This window comes from Orbus sasakiae, from assembly GCF_039542345.1.
GTDB classification, from domain to species: domain Bacteria; phylum Pseudomonadota; class Gammaproteobacteria; order Enterobacterales; family Orbaceae; genus Orbus; species Orbus sasakiae.
In genome coordinates this window covers 153,381-170,376 of record NZ_BAABHY010000001.1, presented here as the reverse complement: position 1 = coordinate 170,376, position 16,996 = coordinate 153,381, and the positions used below count along the sequence as shown (strand labels likewise).

The window sequence follows — 16,996 nt, the reverse complement described above, 5'->3', positions numbered from 1 at the left end:
TGATTGGTTAAACAGCTTGTTCTTGTTAACTGCATATTAGAGGCAACAGTTTGACATTGTTATTGTAGAATTTTGTATCGTAATTATGAAATTTAGTTTACGTGATATACCTCACATTATTAGGATTCATGAGAGATAAAAAATAAAAATAAACATTAATAATCATGTAATTAATTTTTATTCTTTCGTCTAATTTAATAAATGTGATGAACATCAAAAAATAGACATTTAACCAAAAATCATAAAACCAATATCAAATTCGACAATTGCTGAGAAACCACTTAATCAATACTCTAAAACGGTTAATTGATATAGAAAAATCCGATTAATAAAAATATCTACAGCGATAAAACCATCTATTTCTAAATAGTTTGTGATGTATTTAAATGGATTTTGCTAGCGAGATTTTAGATGGCACTGGAGTATATACACCGAAATGCGCGCAATAATGCAATCATTTCTATCAAACTCACTCGAGAGGTTATCATGATAAAATTGAAATATATCCTATTGACTCTTTTCACCTTACTGTGCTCTATCAATCCAGCTTTAGCTAAAAATATTAAAATAGGGATGTCAATTGACGATCTGCGTTTAGAGCGTTGGCAAAAAGACAGCCGGATTTTTAGTTCCGAAGCAGAAAAATTAGGTGCCACTGTTTTTGTCCAATCAGCTAATGGCGATGAAAGAACGCAAGTATCACAAATCGAAAATATGATTAATCGCGGTGTTGATGTACTAGTCATCATTCCCTATAACGGTAATGTCTTAAGTAATGTTATTGCTGAAGCAAAACGCGAAGGTATTCCAGTTCTAGCTTATGACCGACTAATCAACAATGCTGATATTGATTTTTACATCTCATTTGATAATGAAAAAGTAGGCGAATTGCAAGCACAATATATTCTTGATCGAGTACCACAAGGTCGCTATTTTTTAATGGGCGGCTCACCGGTTGATAATAATGCTAAATTATTTCGTCAAGGACAGATGAATGTTTTACAACCTCATATTGATAGTGGTGAGGTACAAATTGTCGGTGATCAATGGGTTGATTCATGGCTCGCTGAAAATGCACTTAAAATCATGGAAGCCGCACTCACAGCAAACAATAATCGAATTGATGCTGTCGTTGCATCCAATGATGCAACGGCAGGAGGGGCAATCCAGGCACTTGCGGCTCAAGGACTAGCGGGTAAGGTGGCCATATCGGGTCAAGATGCTGACTTAGCGGGTATTAAACGTATCGCAATCGGAACACAGACCATGACGGTTTATAAACCCTTAAAAGCTCTTGCAACACAAGCTGCTAATATTGCGGTCAGCTTAGCGAAGGGCGATACCCCACTCTCGAATGCAACATTAAATAACGGCTTAAAAGAGGTACCTGCTTATCTCTTAACCCCTATTGCTATCGATCAAACTAATATAGAACAAACCGTCATTGCCGATGGTCACCACACTAAAGAGGCGATATATCACTAATCGAGTTTCCCATAACGGTAACTAAAATCACATAGTTAATTTTAGTTACTTTTTTCTCGTTACGTTGGTGAACAAAATCGTAGGAGAACGTCAGTATGTCATGTCTGTTAGAAATGAAAAACATCACAAAAACATTTGGTTCTGTCAAAGCGGTCGATAACGTTAGCTTACGTTTAAATAGTGGTCAAATTTTGTCACTATGTGGTGAAAATGGTTCTGGTAAATCAACCTTAATGAAAGTACTCAGTGCGGTTTATCCTTATGGCAGCTACAGTGGTGAAATTTATTTTGCCGGTGAACGGTTAAAAGCCAATCATATCAGAGATACTGAAGACAAAGGTATTGCCATCATTCATCAGGAATTAGCTTTAGTTCAAGAAATGAGTGTACTCGAAAATATTTTTCTAGGCCGAGAATACATCCAGTATGGAGTAATGGACTATAACAAAATGTATCTTCATTGCCTCTCATTATTAAAACAAGTGAAATTAGATATTGATCCCAATACCAAATTGAGCTCGCTGGGACTAGGGCAGCAACAACTCGTTGAAATCGCCAAGGCATTAAATAAGCAAGTCAGGTTATTAATTTTAGATGAACCAACGGCGTCATTAACGGAACGCGAAACAGATGTTTTATTAGCAATTATAGAAGACTTACGTAATCATAATATTGCCTGTATTTATATTTCACACAAACTCAATGAAGTGAAAGCGATTTCAGATATGATTTGTGTCATTCGTGACGGTGTTCATATTAATACCTTATCCGCTAAGATGCTTACTGAAGAACAGATTATTGCGATGATGGTTGGACGAGAACTCACCGATCTTTATCCCACTCAACCCCATCAAATTGGGGATGAAATTTTACGTGTTGAAAATCTATCAGCTTGGCATCCCTTTAATAAACATATAAAACGAGTTGATAATGTTTCATTCTCATTACATCAAGGTGAAATCTTAGGTATTGCTGGATTAGTGGGAGCAGGCAGAACAGAAACGGTACAATGCTTATTTGGTGCTTATAAAGGCAAAAAACAAGGTAACCTATACCTTAATCAACAACCAATAACGGTTGATAATTGCCAGCAAGCGATTAAGTTAGGCATTGTTATGGTACCCGAAGATCGTAAAAAAGATGGTATTGTGCCAGTGATGAGTGTCGCTGAAAATATCACGCTGGCAGCATTAAATGATTTTACAAATTGGCTTTCCATGATTAATGAAGCAAAAGAACAACAAACGATTGTTGATGCTATTCAATCTTTAACCGTTAAAACCCCTTCTCCATCGCTTGCCATCGCACGTTTAAGTGGTGGTAATCAGCAAAAAGCAATTCTCGCTAAATGTCTATTATTAAAACCGAAAATTTTAATTTTAGATGAACCGACACGCGGAATTGATATTGGTGCGAAATATGAAATTTATAAATTAATTCATCAATTAGCGAAACAGAACATCGCAATCATCGTTATTTCATCAGAATTACCCGAAGTACTAGGATTAAGTGATCGAATTTTAGTAATGCATGAAGGTAAGTTAAAAGCCAACTTAGTTAATCAAGCATTAACCCAACAAAATATTATGGAAGCGGCGTTAAGGAGTCAACATTATGAATAAGCAAATTCAGACAAAATCAACTCATCCCCTGATCGATTATTTAAAAGGCGTCAACCTCCAAATTTATGTCATGTTAATCGCGATTGTGGTACTAATGTTATTGTTTTTCCTGTTAACTGAAGGTTCATATCTTAGTGCTCGTAATATGTCTAATGTTCTTAGGCAAACATCCATAACCGGTATTATGGCTGTGGGAATGGTATTTGTTATTGTTTCTGCTGAAATTGACCTTTGTGTGGGATCATTAATGGGGTTATTAGGCGGGATAGCTGCAATTTTAGATGTCTGGTTTGGTTGGCCACTTCCTTTAACAATCCTTGCAACATTAGCGGCAGGTTTTTTATTAGGTGCATGGAATGGTTGGTGGGTTGCCTATCGTAAAGTACCGTCATTTATTGTAACGTTAGCCAGTATGCTAATTTTCCGCGGTATTTTAGTCGGCATTACCGATGGTACAACAGTCTCGCCAACGAGCCAAAGTATGTCATTAATCGGACAAAGTTATTTAAGTAACCACATTGGATATACTATTACGCTTGTTTTACTGATAGTGTTTGTTTTTTGGCAACGTAAAAGCCGCAAAGCTCGCATTCAACTAGGACTCAATGTACCAACTCAAAGTAAAACCATCGGTAAAGATGTCATTATTGCAGTTTTTGCATTAGGTTTAGTCTATCTTCTCAATACTTATCGTGGCATCCCTACTCCAGTACTCATTTTGTTAGTTTTAATGTTTATTGGTATGTTTATTGCCAGCAAAACAGCCTTTGGGCGACGAATTTATGCTGTAGGTGGTAATATTGAGGCCGCACGCTTATCTGGTATTAATGTTGAAAAAACCAAACTCATGGTCTTTGCCATAAACGGCTTATTAGTTGCTGTGGCAGCGTTAATCTTAGCATCGCGTCTTGGCGCAGGCTCTCCCTCAGCGGGAACCACCGCTGAGATGGATGCGATTGCGGCTTGTGTTATTGGTGGAACAAGCCTTTCTGGTGGTACAGGTAGCGTCTCAAGAGCTGTTATGGGGGCGTTTATTATGGCGCTCCTTGATAATGGAATGAGTATGTTAGATGTACCAACATTTTGGCAATATATTATTAAAGGTTTCATTGTATTGTTAGCGGTATGGATGGACAGTGCCACTAAACAAAAAGCTTAAACCCAATTTATTCGTTTAGTTTACTGATCTCAATCATCACTTAGGAGCAAAATACTGACTCCTAAGTGATCTCACTCATCTTTAAGATGCACATTCTGATATTTATCACATTTGCTACGTGATAAATATCACATAAACAAATTTTCATAATAACAATAGAAAAAATCAGAATAACTCACCAAAACGCGACATAGTATCTTGATAAGACCGAAGTGATACATTTAAGGTAGCTATTCATGCAAAAATATAATTTTGAAGAAATGATTCCACGCCATGGCACTAATAGTGCGAAATGGTGCAATCGTAACCAAAGTATCATTCCACTCTCTGTCGCTGATATGGATATTGCTCTGCCAGATATCATAATCACATCATTATCTGAATCAGTACAAAACGGAATTTATGGTTATACTTTATTAAGTGATAATTGGTATGACGTTACTGCCAATTGGTTTATGCGGCATTATCAATGGTACGTCAATCCAGAGCATATTGTATTTTGCCCTCGTGTTATTCAAGCGGTGTCACTGTATATCCAAAACTATACTCATATCGGTGATAAAATCACCATCTTATCACCTGCTTATTCACCCATTAGCCAGGCGGTTGTGGTTAATCAGCGGCACTTATTAGAAAGTGAACTTATCTATCATGATCAACAATACACGATTGATTTTGCCGACCTAGAACACAAATTCAGTCAATCAGTCTGTTTTATCTTATTATCGCCCCATAACCCTACAGGCACGGTTTGGTCTAAAAATGATTTAATTAAGATTGCAAAACTCGCTGAAAAATATCAGGTGTTCATTATTTCTGATGATGTACATGCTGACTTTATTTTTAACGGTCAACATCACCAATCCATTTCTACCATCAGTTCATTTGTTGAACAAAACTCATTCATTTGTACTTCACCTGCCAAAACATTCAATATCGCAGGGCTTGAGGTGTCAAATATTGTGATTGCTAATGATAAACATCGACAAAAATTTAAACATTGTTTGATTGCAGCTGGCATCCACAATCCGGGTTATTTTTCAGTGCCTGCTTTTTTAGCCGCGTATCAACGGGGTGATGAATGGTTAAACGCGTTAAAAATTTATCTACAAAGCAACCGAAATTGGGTTATTCAAACTTGCCAGCGCCACTTTCCACAATGGCATATTACCCAAAGCGATGGGACCTATATGTTATGGGTAGACTATCGTGACATGAATATCAGCGAGTCACAATTAAAACACTGGTTTATTGAACTTGCTGGCATTGAAATGAGTTGGGGATCAAGTTTTGGTCAGTCTGGAAAGGGTTTCTTCCGTATTAACATTGCCACACCAAAGACACGATTAGATGAAGCATTTAAGCGCCTTATTCGTAGCAATCCATATTATCATTAGGAATACATTGACATGAAAATAACAAGCAATAAGCAACCAAGAACGCCGACTTTATTTGAATCTTTACTGCCAATATTATCAATGGTTATCCTACTTGGCGGTGGTTATGCCGCGTTTGATCTTCCCCCAGAACCATTAATGGTTATCTCAACCGTTATTGCTGGTCTTTTAGTAAAACGATTAGGTTATAGTTATAACGAAATTTTAAACTCTATTTCACAAAAAATTGCTAAAACAATGCCTGCGTTACTAATTTTGATTAGTGTTGGTTTATTAATTGGCACTTGGATGATTGGCGGCACAATTCCGATGATGGTCTATTATGGGCTAAAAATGATCAGTCCCGCAATGTTATACGTTACCGCCTTACTCGTCACATCGTTAGTATCAGTTTGTACGGGGACATCTTGGGGATCAGCGGGGACTATTGGTGTCGCGTTTATGGGGGTAGCCATTGGCATGGATGCAAATCTTGCTGCGACTGCTGGTGCTGTTGTAGCTGGTGCTTACTTTGGTGATAAGTGTTCACCACTATCAGGCGATACTAACTTAGCTGCGTTGGCAGCTCAAGTTGATCTTTATGAACATATGTGGCATTTATTATACACCACATTACCTTCTTTAATTCTTTCGGCAATTGTCATGACCGTGTATGGATTTAATAGTGGGCTGGCTAGTGATGATGTACCTGAACGAATTATATTAATTACTGAAGGATTAAATAACGTTTATCATTTTAATCCGTTAATGTTGTTACCTGTCATTATTGTCCTTTATGGTTCAATCACTAAAAAACCAACTATTCCAATTATGCTCGTATCTGCCGTTGTTGCTATGTTTAATGCCTATTTCATTCAAGGATTCAATCTACACGACATCATTAAAAGCGCTGTTGATGGTTTTAATGTCAGTATGATTCATCAAGAGATACCCGCAATTTTACACAATTTGCTCAATCGTGGGGGTATGAATTCGATGATGGGCACCTTATTAATCTGTTTTTGTGCACTCTCGTTTGCGGGTACTCTGGCATTAAGTGGTGCCTTAGAAGTCATTGTCCATCAACTCTTAAAGTTAGTTCATTCAACAGGAACGATGATTCTAGCAACGATTGCCTGTGGTTTAACAATGATTGGGGTAACATGTAATGGGCAGATTTCGATCTTAATCCCAATCGAGATGTTACGTAATGCTTATATCGAACGAGGTTTACATCCTAAAAACTTGAGTCGAACGGTTGAAGATTCAGCAACAATTTTTGAACCGATTTTACCTTGGACAGCGGCTGGCGCATATATGGCGGGAACCTTAGGCGTTGCAACGTTAAGCTATTTACCGTGGGCGGTGTTATGTTGGAGTGGGATAGTTTTTGCAACACTATGGGGGTTTACTGGTTTTGGGATTGCTAAATTAACCAAACAGCAACAGAGTGAATTATTGGCCCAAGCTGAAATAGACACAGCCAAAAATTGATACTTTTAACGGATGCTATCGCGTGACGATTGCGATAACATCCGTATTACATTATTTTTGTTTTTGCCATATCCACAGCAGTAAGATAGCAAGTGAAAACAGAATGCCAAAGCCAATACCGATCCATAGAACAGAGATAGATAAAGCGACTGTAATCGAATAAAGTCCAAGCATCACCATCATTGCACTGTATTCACTAAAATTCTGGACAGCAATTGCGCTACCGGCACCGATGGTTTGTTTACCAAAATTTTGAAGTAAGGCATTAAGCGGCACTAAAAAGAATCCACCAAGCATACCAATCGTAACCAACAAAATATAAGATGTCACCATGCTGCTTTGTACAGTAAAACAGATGACAACAATCCCCATTAAGATTCCCGCTGGAATACACCGCATCGTGTGTTGCATACTGATAAATTTGGCAGCAAGACCTGCCCCAACCACGATTCCGACGGCAACAACAGCATTTAAAATAGTCGGCGTCTTATTATCATGAATCCCTAATACTAATGGGACCCAATCTATTAATAAAAAGCGTAAGGTTATGCCGGCTCCCCAAAATAGACTCGTACCAATTAATGTGATCCTTGCTTGTTGGTGGGTTAATAATACCTTAGCTGAATGCACAAAATCAGTAATCATCGTGAAGATATTCCAACTGACATCCGTGCGTGCTGGCATAAGTTTGGGAATAAATGAATTTGCCACCATCGCAACGGCAAACATTAATACGCAGGCCATGATCGATAATAGTTCATTAAGATCGGCAATATAACCACCAGCAACGCTTCCAAGTAAGATTGCAGCGATGGTTGAGGCTTCTATCAAACCATTGGCTTTGACTAAATTATCACCACTGGTAAGCTCACCCAAAATACCATATTTAGCGGGTGAATAGCAGGCGGCACCAATACCAACTAATACATAACCTAAAAAAGGACTAACCCCAATACAAATCGTCACTGCCCCAAACAGTTTTAGTGCATTAGAAAATAACATAACCCGGCCTTTAGAAAATCGGTCAGCAATTTGTCCAACAAAAGGGGCTGTCACAATAAATGCCACAACAAAAACCATTTGTAATACAGGCTTACTCCAATCGGGATAATGTAATTGTTTAATTAAAGCGAGGATTGCAAATAATAGCGCATTATCACCAAAGGCAGAGAAAAACTGTGCCAGCAGGGTTGCAACCATACCTCGATTTAGTAATTTTTGATTATTCATAGCCACTCCTACCTAATAACCACATCATATTGATGTGGTTATTGATCATAGAATATGTAAACTTAGGCTTCTTCGGCCATTTTACGTAAAGAAACAAAATCAATTTTACCCGTGCCAAGCAACGGTAATTGTTTCATAAATCGAATATCTCGAGGAACTGCAATAGCAGGAATACCTTGTGCTTGTGCAGCTTGATTGAGTTTTTCACGAGTGAGATCATGTGAAGTGGTAAATAACACAATCGCTTCACCTTTAGCAGAATCATTTTTAATTGAAGCGCCGTGTGTTGCTTCACTATCTACCGATTTGGCTAATGCTTCAACTGTTTCAAGTGAGACCATTTCACCTGCAATTTTAGCAAAGCGTTTTAAACGACCTTTTATTGTAATAAAGCCTTGTGAATCAATATCCACGATATCACCAGTATCATACCAACCTTTTTGCATATTACCGTCATTATCTGTCGCCGACGGCGGCACCAATTGACCTGGATTATCAACTAATAAATAGCCTTTCATGACATTTGGACCATTGAGCTGTAAGCGCCCCCCCGATTCAATGCCTGGCACTTTGATTAACCGCGTGGCAATGCCGGGTAATGCTCGCCCAACTGTCCCAGATTTGTAGGCCATAGGGACATTAAGTGCAACAACAGGAGCACATTCAGTCACACCATACCCTTCAAGAATACGAATACCAAACTTTGTTTTCCATTGTTCCCGAATACTTTCAGATAACTTTTCAGCACCTGCAACAACATAGCGTAAACGCATAAAATCAAAAGGATGAGCATAACGTGCATAATTAGCTAAAAACGTCGGTGTACCAAATAATATGGTGCAATTCTGATCATAAATAATTTCAGGTACCACTTTATAATGCAGTGGATTAGGATATAAAAATGTCTGGCTACCAGAATAGAGTGGTAAAAGTAATCCCCCTGTTAATCCAAAAGCATGGAATAACGGTAATGCTGACATAAAGCGATCACTTGGCATTGGATCGATAACCGTTCTAATCTGTTCGACATTAGCTAATAAACTGGCATGTGAATGTACGACCCCTTTCGGATTACCTTCTGAACCTGAAGTAAATAAGACTAAAGCTTCATCTTCATAGTTATGATTACATTTAATAAAACGAGGCATATATTGGTGGATGACAATCCAGAGTTTATCCATCATGGTTAAGGTATTTTTTTGATCTTCAAGAAAACACCATTTCACGTCTTTAATATCATCCAGTAAATACTCAAGTTTACCTTTCGTTAAAAATTTTCTTGAAGTAATAATCGTTTTGACTTCAGCCGCTTTGACGGCACAATTCAGCCCTTTTTCACCCGCAGTATAATTTAACATGGTTGGGGTGCGATGCTTTAAAGACAAGCCAAAAATCGTCGCGACACTAATGACCGCATTCGGTAATAATACACCGACACGCTCTTTCTTATCGGTAAGTTTTTCAACAATACATCCCACACCTAAAATGTGTTTTAATAACTGGCGATATGATAAGTGTTTAGAGGTCGGATCTTGGATAATCCGTGATTTTGCACCATAACGAACTTGTGACTCAAGAAACGCATCAAAAAGAGTTAACTTTGGACGACTCGCCATTCTTGCTTCCATCATGATTTGATGGAGCTTTTCACCGGCAATATAGCGTCGTTCACTGGCTTTAAGAGCTTGTGGCATCGGTATATTTTTAGGCTCAAGCACATGAATTGTGATTTTTGGAAATAAACGACGTCGTAGTACACCTTTAAGACGGCTTGTTACAGTAAACTCCGCACCTTCAATCCAAACTGGGACAATAGTTGCATTTGACTTTGCAGCAACAAATGCAGCACCGTCATAAATTTTCATTAATGATCCGGTTATTGTGATTCGTCCCTCTGGAAAAATCACAATCGGTCGGCCTTTCTCGACCTCACGAACTAAGCGTTTTATCGCCATTGGATTCGTGGGATCCATCGGTACAAAGTCAACATAGTGCTTTGCGATTTTAACTAACCAGTGATCAATAAAACCTGCATATATCGCAAATACTGGGCGAACCGGTAAAAATACGCCTAATAAAATACCATCTAAAAAAGAGACATGATTAGACGTAATAATGAGTTTTTGTTGATTGAAATGATTAAGATTGCCTTTTACGCGAACATGGAACAGAACTTTTAGAATCGTTTTTATTATCTTAAATACCATGGGAGTTTCTCAAAAATGTGCAACATTACACATTGAAAATAATAGTGATAAAAAATTACCAAGCAAGTCACCAATGTTTATTTTTTGTAAAAAAAACCATAATATTTTACTAAAAACGTCATTATAAAGGTGATAGTTAATTGATTTAAATCAATTTTAAACATTTGAGGTTTTTGTGCTTACAATAACATGATAGGTTAAAATTTGACCATTCTATTGATGAGAATCACTTATACCGTTTTAAAATCGAAAAAAAAAGGACAATCTACATTGTCCTTTTTTATTACTTTTGATAAAACTAGCGACGTAAGCCTAATTTTTGGATTAATTGATTATAACGTTCAACATCAGTACGTTTTAAATAATCAAGTAATTTACGACGGCTAGAAACCATACGTAATAGACCACGACGGCTGTGGTGATCTTTTTTATGCTCAGAAAAGTGACCTTGTAGATCATTAATACGAGCAGTTAAAAGAGCAACCTGAACTTCAGTAGAACCCGTATCGTTAGTTCCACGACCATATTCAGCAACAAGTTTTGCTTTATCTTCAGCAGTTAGAGACATAATAAACCTCAATTGATTTTAAATGAATTTAAGAAGACCCGATCTCTAATTCAGTGACTTCCCCAAGATTCATAGCAAATGATAAACAGTTGCTCATGAATAGCGGCTAATTATACGATGATTTGCCCAAATAGCAACGCCAAGTTGAGACTTTTTTATGTCAGCTATTGATTAACCAATGAACAATAAAATGATATGGCTATTTTATTTACCCAAAAGACTAACAACCATATCATCATGAGGATAAAAAATAATACCCCCTTTATAATAGTATTAGACAGCACTATTTTTAGTATTAGCTTAAAATTGTTATTTCTAAATAATAAGCGCAACGCCTTAAATAAATCAAAGATCATGATACGCAACAGCACATAGCCTTGCAAAACGTCACTGCACCGCTCAATTGTTGGCGAAATGTGTTATACGCTTTAATTACGTCATTTAGCCCAATTCTTGCCAATAGCACTCACAAACGATTTAACCCCTCCTGCCTCATGTTCCCTTGAGTACAAACAGATGTAAGGTATCATTTTATGCTTGGATTAAGCCTAAGCTCAATCAAGCTTACTGAGCAACAGTTTGTATAATAAAATAAAATAACCATCAACAAACTATCGCCAACACGGGATAACATTGCTAAAATAATGCCTGTTTTTTATTCTTTCTGGTAAGGAATCATATTGTGTCAAACCAAACTTCCCTTAGTTATAAAGATGCAGGCGTTGATATTGATGCCGGTAATGCCCTTGTAGAACGCATTAAATCAGTTGTAAAAGAAACTAAACGACCAGAAGTTATTGGTGGATTAGGCGGATTTGGTGCCCTTTGCGCTATTCCACAAAAATATAAAGAACCGATCTTAGTATCAGGCACTGATGGTGTTGGTACCAAACTTCGTCTTGCAATGGACCTAAATCGACACGACTCAATTGGTATTGACTTAGTCGCAATGTGCGTTAATGATCTTATTGTACAAGGTGCTGAGCCTTTATTTTTCCTTGACTATTATGCAACAGGTAAACTCAATGTTGATGTTGCCGCAACAGTGGTGACTGGGATTGCAGATGGTTGCAAACAATCTGGCTGCGCATTAGTGGGTGGTGAAACAGCCGAGATGCCGGGAATGTATCACGGTGATGATTATGATATTGCCGGCTTTTGTGTTGGTGTAGTTGAAAAATCAGCCATTATTGATGGTAGTAAAGTACAAGATGGTGATGCGATTATTGCACTAGCCTCAAGTGGTCCTCATTCTAATGGCTATTCTTTAGTTCGTAAAATCATTGAAGTCAGTGGTGCAAATCCAGCGACAGAACAGTTAGAAGGTAAACCCCTTGCAGATCATTTACTTGCACCAACAAAAATCTATGTAAAATCAATTTTAAATTTAATCTCACAGATCGATGTTCATGCTATAGCACACATTACTGGTGGTGGTTTTTGGGAAAATATTCCACGCGTCTTACCAGACAACACTCAAGCTATTATTGATGAAAAGAGTTGGCAATGGCCTGTTGTTTTTAATTGGTTACAGCAAGCCGGTCATGTCGATAAACATGAAATGTACCGCACATTTAACTGTGGTGTTGGTTTAATCATTGCGTTGCCAAAATCTGACGTTGCACAAGCGATCAAATTACTTAATGAAAATGGTGAAAAGGCTTGGTTACTTGGCGAAATAAAATCGTCTAGCTCAGCTGAACGAGTCGTGATTAAATAAAAAACTAGCTAGGGCGTAAAATTACGCCCTTTTCATTATGGTAAATGTGTATTATGAAAAAAATTGTCGTGCTTGTTTCGGGTAGTGGCTCAAATTTACAAGCTATCATTGATGCTTGTCAACAACATCAAATAAATGGTCAAGTCGTTGCTGTTATCAGTAATAAAGCAGGTGTCTATGCACTTGAACGAGCAAGTCAAGCCAACATTCCAACTCATGTTATCAGTCATCACGATTACCCATCTCGTGAAATATTTGATCAAGCTGTTGCAACAATCATTGATACGTACCATCCGGACTTAATTATACTTGCAGGTTATATGCGTATTCTTACGCCTGATTTTGTCGATCATTATGCCGGTAAGATGCTCAATATTCATCCATCACTATTGCCAAAATATCCAGGATTACATACGCACCGTAGAGCCATAGAAGCTGGTGATTCGGAACATGGCACCACAATTCACTTTGTAACCCAAGAGCTTGATGGGGGGCCTATTATACTACAAGCCAAAGTGCCGATTTTTGCCGATGATGAAGAACAAGATGTTATCGACCGCATTTTGGTTCAAGAACATCAGATTTACCCACTCGTTATAAAATGGTTTTGTGACAATCGTTTGAAAATGCTAAACGATGCAGCATATCTTGATGATAAACGCATTCCGGCCAGTGGATATGGTGACGAGTAATCGCTGAAATATCATTAGTATCCCTAATTATTTAAATTCGCGTGATTTTTATGCAAACAAATATTTAGTGTCTTAATCGTCAATCACAATGTGCTTGATTGATAACTCTTTTTCGTAAAATTATGGTTAAAAATAAAATAGAGTTAAAACTTATATTGACCTTTTTGAAATAATTTGCCAATGTAGTAAGTAAGTATTTAATCTGTTAGTGGTATTTGTTATTAAACAAAAGGAGGTCATTATGACTTTAAGTATTACCAGTAAACAAATGGATATTACCCCAGCAATCAGAAGCTATATCGAAGAAAAATTTGCTAAACTCGATAAATGGCGAGCACAATTAATTAATCCGCATTTTATCCTATCAAAAGAACCCGACGGATTTATTGTTGATGCGACGATTGCAACAAAAGGATCACCGCTGGTGGCCTCCGCAAAACATGATGATATGTATAGCGCAGTGAATGATTTAATTGGTAAACTAGAAAAACAGTTAAATAAAATACAACATAAACCAGAAGCGAGACGCGCTTCGGAAAGTATCAAAGATTATGTCCCTGAATAGATAATGTTTTAGTCAGGATTAAGGCACCATAAGGTGCCTTTTTTATTTTTTAGCAAAAACTTCGCTATCGGCAAAGAAATAAGCAATTTCACGCTGAGCTGATTCAGTTGAATCGGAGCCATGTACTGCATTTTCAGTCACATTATCAGCAAAATCATAACGTAATGTCCCTGCTAATGCTTTTTCTGGATCGGTTGCGCCCATAATCTCGCGGTAATGAGTAACAGCATTGTCGCCTTCTAACACCTGTACAACAATCGGCCCTGATGTCATAAAACCGACTAAACGTTCAAAAAATGGCTTCCCCTGATGCTCTGCATAGAATCCTTCTGCTTGCGCCCGAGTTAATTGCACCATCTTCATAGCAACAATATTTAATTTTGCTTGTACTAGGCGAGTTTCAATAATACCAATCAAATTCTTTTTGACTGCATTAGGTTTTATTATTGATAATGTTTGCTCAATACTCATTCTGAATTCCTCTTCATTGAATTTGAAAATATATTCTATCAACTTGTCCACTTTCGTCCAACAACAATAAATGATGGTGACCTTTATCATTGATACTTAAAGCCAGTTTAATGCTTGTAGGATAATCTGTTTCAGCCAATAAATCACCATCCAAAAACCACCAACGTTTACCACGACCACCTTGACTATTAATGGCAACTGAAAAATCTTGTTGGTTTGGTAATGCCCTAAAAACCTGATTAGGCACAATGCCGGTAATCAGTAATGGGGAGAGTTGTTCTTCCCCTAATGGTGGACAAGACAAGTCAATAGGTGGAATGAGTGTTTGTCGTCTCTCACGCGTTAAAATCCAGTTCTCAAGTGAAATTGGCCATAATGCAACACTTTTAGCAATCGCACCGCGACAATCTGCAGCGACGCGTAATCCTTGTTCATTTAGCCACAAGGTTATCGAACCTGACTGGTAATATTGATGTTTAGCAATATTCAGTAGCTCGAGCGTTGGTGGAATCTGCTCGTTAATAATCCAGGCGCGTTTCTGACGATGGCAATTTGTATCTTGAGGCGGTAAAACTTGCCCCGTAGGCCAACAAATATCGGCGATAGTTACTGAATCGGGCATGGGATCTGTTGGTAATGGGCGATTTTGTCCTCGCTCTTTATTTAACAAAATCGTATTAACTTGCTGTAGAACCGGTACCGCTGTAAGGTTACCATACTGACCAACGACAGGCGTACCATCGGGTCTACCGACCCATATCCCGATTAAATAACGCGGATTTATCCCTATCGCCCAAGCATCACGATAACCATAACTGGTTCCTGTTTTCCAGGCTAACGGTACAATATTATCAATTTGTTGATTTAGCATTGGCACATTTTGCATCGCTAAAATACGTCTTGTAATCCAGGCACTCCCTTCATTAATCAATGGCTTTTCAATGAGTGGCTCATCTAGCGTAAAACGTAATGGTGCGACATTACCATGCCTAGCAAAAGCACTGTAGCTACTGACAAGTTGATCCATTTTTAAAGATACGCCACCTAGAATATAACTTATATTTGGCTGATTATCAGAAGATGAAAGCATTAATCCGACAGAATTAAGCTGACTGGTAAACCGTTTTGCACCATAAATTTCCATTAATTGTACTGCCGGTAAATTTAATGAACGCTGTAAAGCCTCACTGACGCTGACGGGTCCATTAAAACCTTCATCAAAATTTCTCGGACGGTAGTCTGTTGTCATTCTTGGTACATCTTGTAGCAATGATTGCGAATGAATGATTCCATCATTAAGTGCTAAAGCATACAAGAAGGGTTTGAGTGTCGACCCTGGAGAACGTAATGCTTGAATCATATCAACCTGTCCAAACCGGCTGTTATCATTAAAATCAATTGAACCGACATAAGCTTTGACGGTCATATCAGTATGATCAACCACTAATATGGCTAATGACGTTTTGGGCAATAATTGATTTTTCCAATTTATTGCTAAATCTTCCAGCGTATACTGCAAGGGTTGATCAATTGTAGAATGAATAATTGCTTGGTGCGGGTAATGAAGACTTAATCGGCGTGCAAGCAACGGCGCTAGTTGTGGTGACTGGCGTGGGTAAGCCCATACTTCCTCTTGCCTGATTTGTTCTAACTTATCTGATGACCAAACATGGTATGTTTCAAGTCGATCAAGTACTTTATCTCGTGCTTGTTGTGCTCTATCTGGATAGCGATCTGGGCGTAATCGACTCGGCGCTTGGGGCAATACGGCTAATAGCGCTGCCTCACTGTAGGTTAATTGGCTTGGTGGTTTGCCCAAATACGACCAACTTGCAGCCCCAATTCCTTCTATCGTGCCACCATACGGGGCCCGGTTAATATATAAGGTCAAAATCTCTTTCTTACTATAATGCCATTCAAGCTGTAAGGTACGAAATAGTTGTTTTAATTTCCCCCAAAATGAGCGTTCATGTGGATCAATAATTCTCGCTACCTGCATGGTTATTGTACTACCACCAGAGATAATTTTACCATTTGCAAGATTTTGATAACTCGCTCGTAATAACGCGGTGAGATCGACACCAAAATGTTGATAAAAATGACGATCTTCATAAGTTAATAATGCTTGCAAGTAGTAATTGGGGACGTCATTTAAGGTAACGGGATAGCGCCATATTCCTTGGCTATCAGCAAAACGCCAGAGTGGTGCGCCATTTTGCGCTAAAATCGTTTGAGTAGGTTTCGTTTCGGTAATGGGGAGTGGAAAAGAATAATCTGCAATAATAAAAGAAATGAATAAGACAAACGGTATCGCAACCAGTGTGAATAACCTTTTTTTGAGTCGATGTAATTTCATGTTTTATGTTCTACTCGGATTAATTATCATCTCACACTGACGTAAAGGTCT

At 38.0% G+C, this 16,996-nt stretch carries 13 protein-coding genes; 8 read left to right on the top strand and 5 right to left on the bottom strand.

Annotated elements, in window-relative coordinates; translation table 11 throughout:
- The first annotated feature begins 486 nt into the window (after positions 1-486).
- From xylF to nhaC, 5 genes are all read left to right on the top strand, one after another.
- On the top strand, positions 487-1,485 hold the full coding sequence (gene xylF, locus ABEA36_RS00705; RefSeq protein ID WP_425571835.1) for a D-xylose ABC transporter substrate-binding protein: 999 nt from the start codon (positions 487-489) through the stop codon (positions 1,483-1,485).
- A gap of 95 nt (positions 1,486-1,580) precedes the next feature.
- Entirely contained in the window at positions 1,581-3,107 is a 1,527-nt protein-coding gene (locus ABEA36_RS00700; protein ID WP_345487692.1) for a xylose ABC transporter ATP-binding protein, read from the top strand.
- Positions 3,100-4,266: a sugar ABC transporter permease gene (locus ABEA36_RS00695; RefSeq protein WP_345487690.1), complete on the top strand. Its 1,167-nt coding sequence runs from the start codon at positions 3,100-3,102 to the stop codon at positions 4,264-4,266. Before ABEA36_RS00700 ends, ABEA36_RS00695 begins: the two co-directional genes overlap by 8 nt.
- Positions 4,267-4,502: 236 nt before the next feature.
- Complete coding sequence (locus tag ABEA36_RS00690; protein WP_345487688.1) at positions 4,503-5,663, top strand: MalY/PatB family protein; 1,161 nt, start codon at positions 4,503-4,505, stop codon at positions 5,661-5,663.
- Positions 5,664-5,675: 12 nt separating this feature from the next.
- Positions 5,676-7,136: a Na+/H+ antiporter NhaC gene (gene nhaC / locus ABEA36_RS00685; protein WP_345487686.1), complete on the top strand. Its 1,461-nt coding sequence runs from the start codon at positions 5,676-5,678 to the stop codon at positions 7,134-7,136.
- A 51-nt stretch (positions 7,137-7,187) separates the two neighbouring features.
- Here nhaC and lplT read toward each other — a convergent pair whose 3' ends face one another.
- From lplT to rpsO, 3 genes are all read right to left on the bottom strand, one after another.
- Positions 7,188-8,366 (bottom strand): lysophospholipid transporter LplT, encoded by a 1,179-nt coding sequence (lplT, locus tag ABEA36_RS00680; RefSeq protein ID WP_345487684.1) that lies wholly within the window; start codon positions 8,364-8,366, stop codon positions 7,188-7,190.
- 62 nt (positions 8,367-8,428) lie between these two features.
- On the bottom strand, positions 8,429-10,573 hold the full coding sequence (gene aas / locus ABEA36_RS00675; RefSeq protein ID WP_345487682.1) for a bifunctional acyl-ACP--phospholipid O-acyltransferase/long-chain-fatty-acid--ACP ligase: 2,145 nt from the start codon (positions 10,571-10,573) through the stop codon (positions 8,429-8,431).
- A 298-nt stretch (positions 10,574-10,871) separates the two neighbouring features.
- Entirely contained in the window at positions 10,872-11,141 is a 270-nt protein-coding gene (rpsO, locus tag ABEA36_RS00670; protein ID WP_345487680.1) for a 30S ribosomal protein S15, read from the bottom strand.
- 682 nt (positions 11,142-11,823) lie between these two features.
- Here rpsO and purM point away from each other — a divergent pair.
- The 3 genes from purM (at position 11,824) to raiA (ending at position 14,118) form a co-directional block, all read left to right on the top strand.
- Positions 11,824-12,861, top strand: a complete 1,038-nt coding sequence (gene purM, locus ABEA36_RS00665; RefSeq protein WP_345487678.1) for a phosphoribosylformylglycinamidine cyclo-ligase — start codon at positions 11,824-11,826, stop codon at positions 12,859-12,861.
- Between the two features lie 53 nt (positions 12,862-12,914).
- Positions 12,915-13,553 carry a phosphoribosylglycinamide formyltransferase gene (purN, locus tag ABEA36_RS00660; RefSeq protein WP_345487676.1) on the top strand — a complete coding sequence of 213 codons (639 nt, stop codon included), beginning with the start codon at positions 12,915-12,917 and terminating at the stop codon, positions 13,551-13,553.
- Between the two features lie 241 nt (positions 13,554-13,794).
- Positions 13,795-14,118 (top strand): ribosome-associated translation inhibitor RaiA, encoded by a 324-nt coding sequence (gene raiA / locus ABEA36_RS00655; protein WP_345487674.1) that lies wholly within the window; start codon positions 13,795-13,797, stop codon positions 14,116-14,118.
- Between the two features lie 42 nt (positions 14,119-14,160).
- On the opposite strand, the gene ndk is transcribed toward raiA, so the two are convergent.
- The gene (gene ndk, locus ABEA36_RS00650; RefSeq protein ID WP_345487672.1) at positions 14,161-14,589 is read right to left on the bottom strand and encodes a nucleoside-diphosphate kinase; all 429 of its coding nucleotides are present in this window, start codon (positions 14,587-14,589) and stop codon (positions 14,161-14,163) included.
- Between the two features lie 13 nt (positions 14,590-14,602).
- Positions 14,603-16,945: a peptidoglycan glycosyltransferase PbpC gene (gene pbpC, locus ABEA36_RS00645; RefSeq protein WP_345487670.1), complete on the bottom strand. Its 2,343-nt coding sequence runs from the start codon at positions 16,943-16,945 to the stop codon at positions 14,603-14,605.
- Between the last annotated feature and the right edge of the window lie 51 nt (positions 16,946-16,996).

Excerpts from the sequence above, each read along its gene's own strand:
- purN (WP_345487676.1), top strand. The coding sequence starts at position 12,915 with ATGAAAAAAATTGTCGTGCTTGTTTCGGGTAGTGGCTCAAATTTACAA.
- pbpC (WP_345487670.1), bottom strand. The coding sequence starts at position 16,945 with ATGAAATTACATCGACTCAAAAAAAGGTTATTCACACTGGTTGCGATA.
- ABEA36_RS00695 (WP_345487690.1), top strand. The coding sequence starts at position 3,100 with ATGAATAAGCAAATTCAGACAAAATCAACTCATCCCCTGATCGATTAT.
- ABEA36_RS00700 (WP_345487692.1), top strand. The coding sequence starts at position 1,581 with ATGTCATGTCTGTTAGAAATGAAAAACATCACAAAAACATTTGGTTCT.
- ndk (WP_345487672.1), bottom strand. The coding sequence starts at position 14,589 with ATGAGTATTGAGCAAACATTATCAATAATAAAACCTAATGCAGTCAAA.
- aas (WP_345487682.1), bottom strand. The coding sequence starts at position 10,573 with ATGGTATTTAAGATAATAAAAACGATTCTAAAAGTTCTGTTCCATGTT.
- ABEA36_RS00690 (WP_345487688.1), top strand. The coding sequence starts at position 4,503 with ATGCAAAAATATAATTTTGAAGAAATGATTCCACGCCATGGCACTAAT.
- nhaC (WP_345487686.1), top strand. The coding sequence starts at position 5,676 with ATGAAAATAACAAGCAATAAGCAACCAAGAACGCCGACTTTATTTGAA.
- raiA (WP_345487674.1), top strand. The coding sequence starts at position 13,795 with ATGACTTTAAGTATTACCAGTAAACAAATGGATATTACCCCAGCAATC.
- rpsO (WP_345487680.1), bottom strand. The coding sequence starts at position 11,141 with ATGTCTCTAACTGCTGAAGATAAAGCAAAACTTGTTGCTGAATATGGT.
- xylF (WP_425571835.1), top strand. The coding sequence starts at position 487 with ATGATAAAATTGAAATATATCCTATTGACTCTTTTCACCTTACTGTGC.
- lplT (WP_345487684.1), bottom strand. The coding sequence starts at position 8,366 with ATGAATAATCAAAAATTACTAAATCGAGGTATGGTTGCAACCCTGCTG.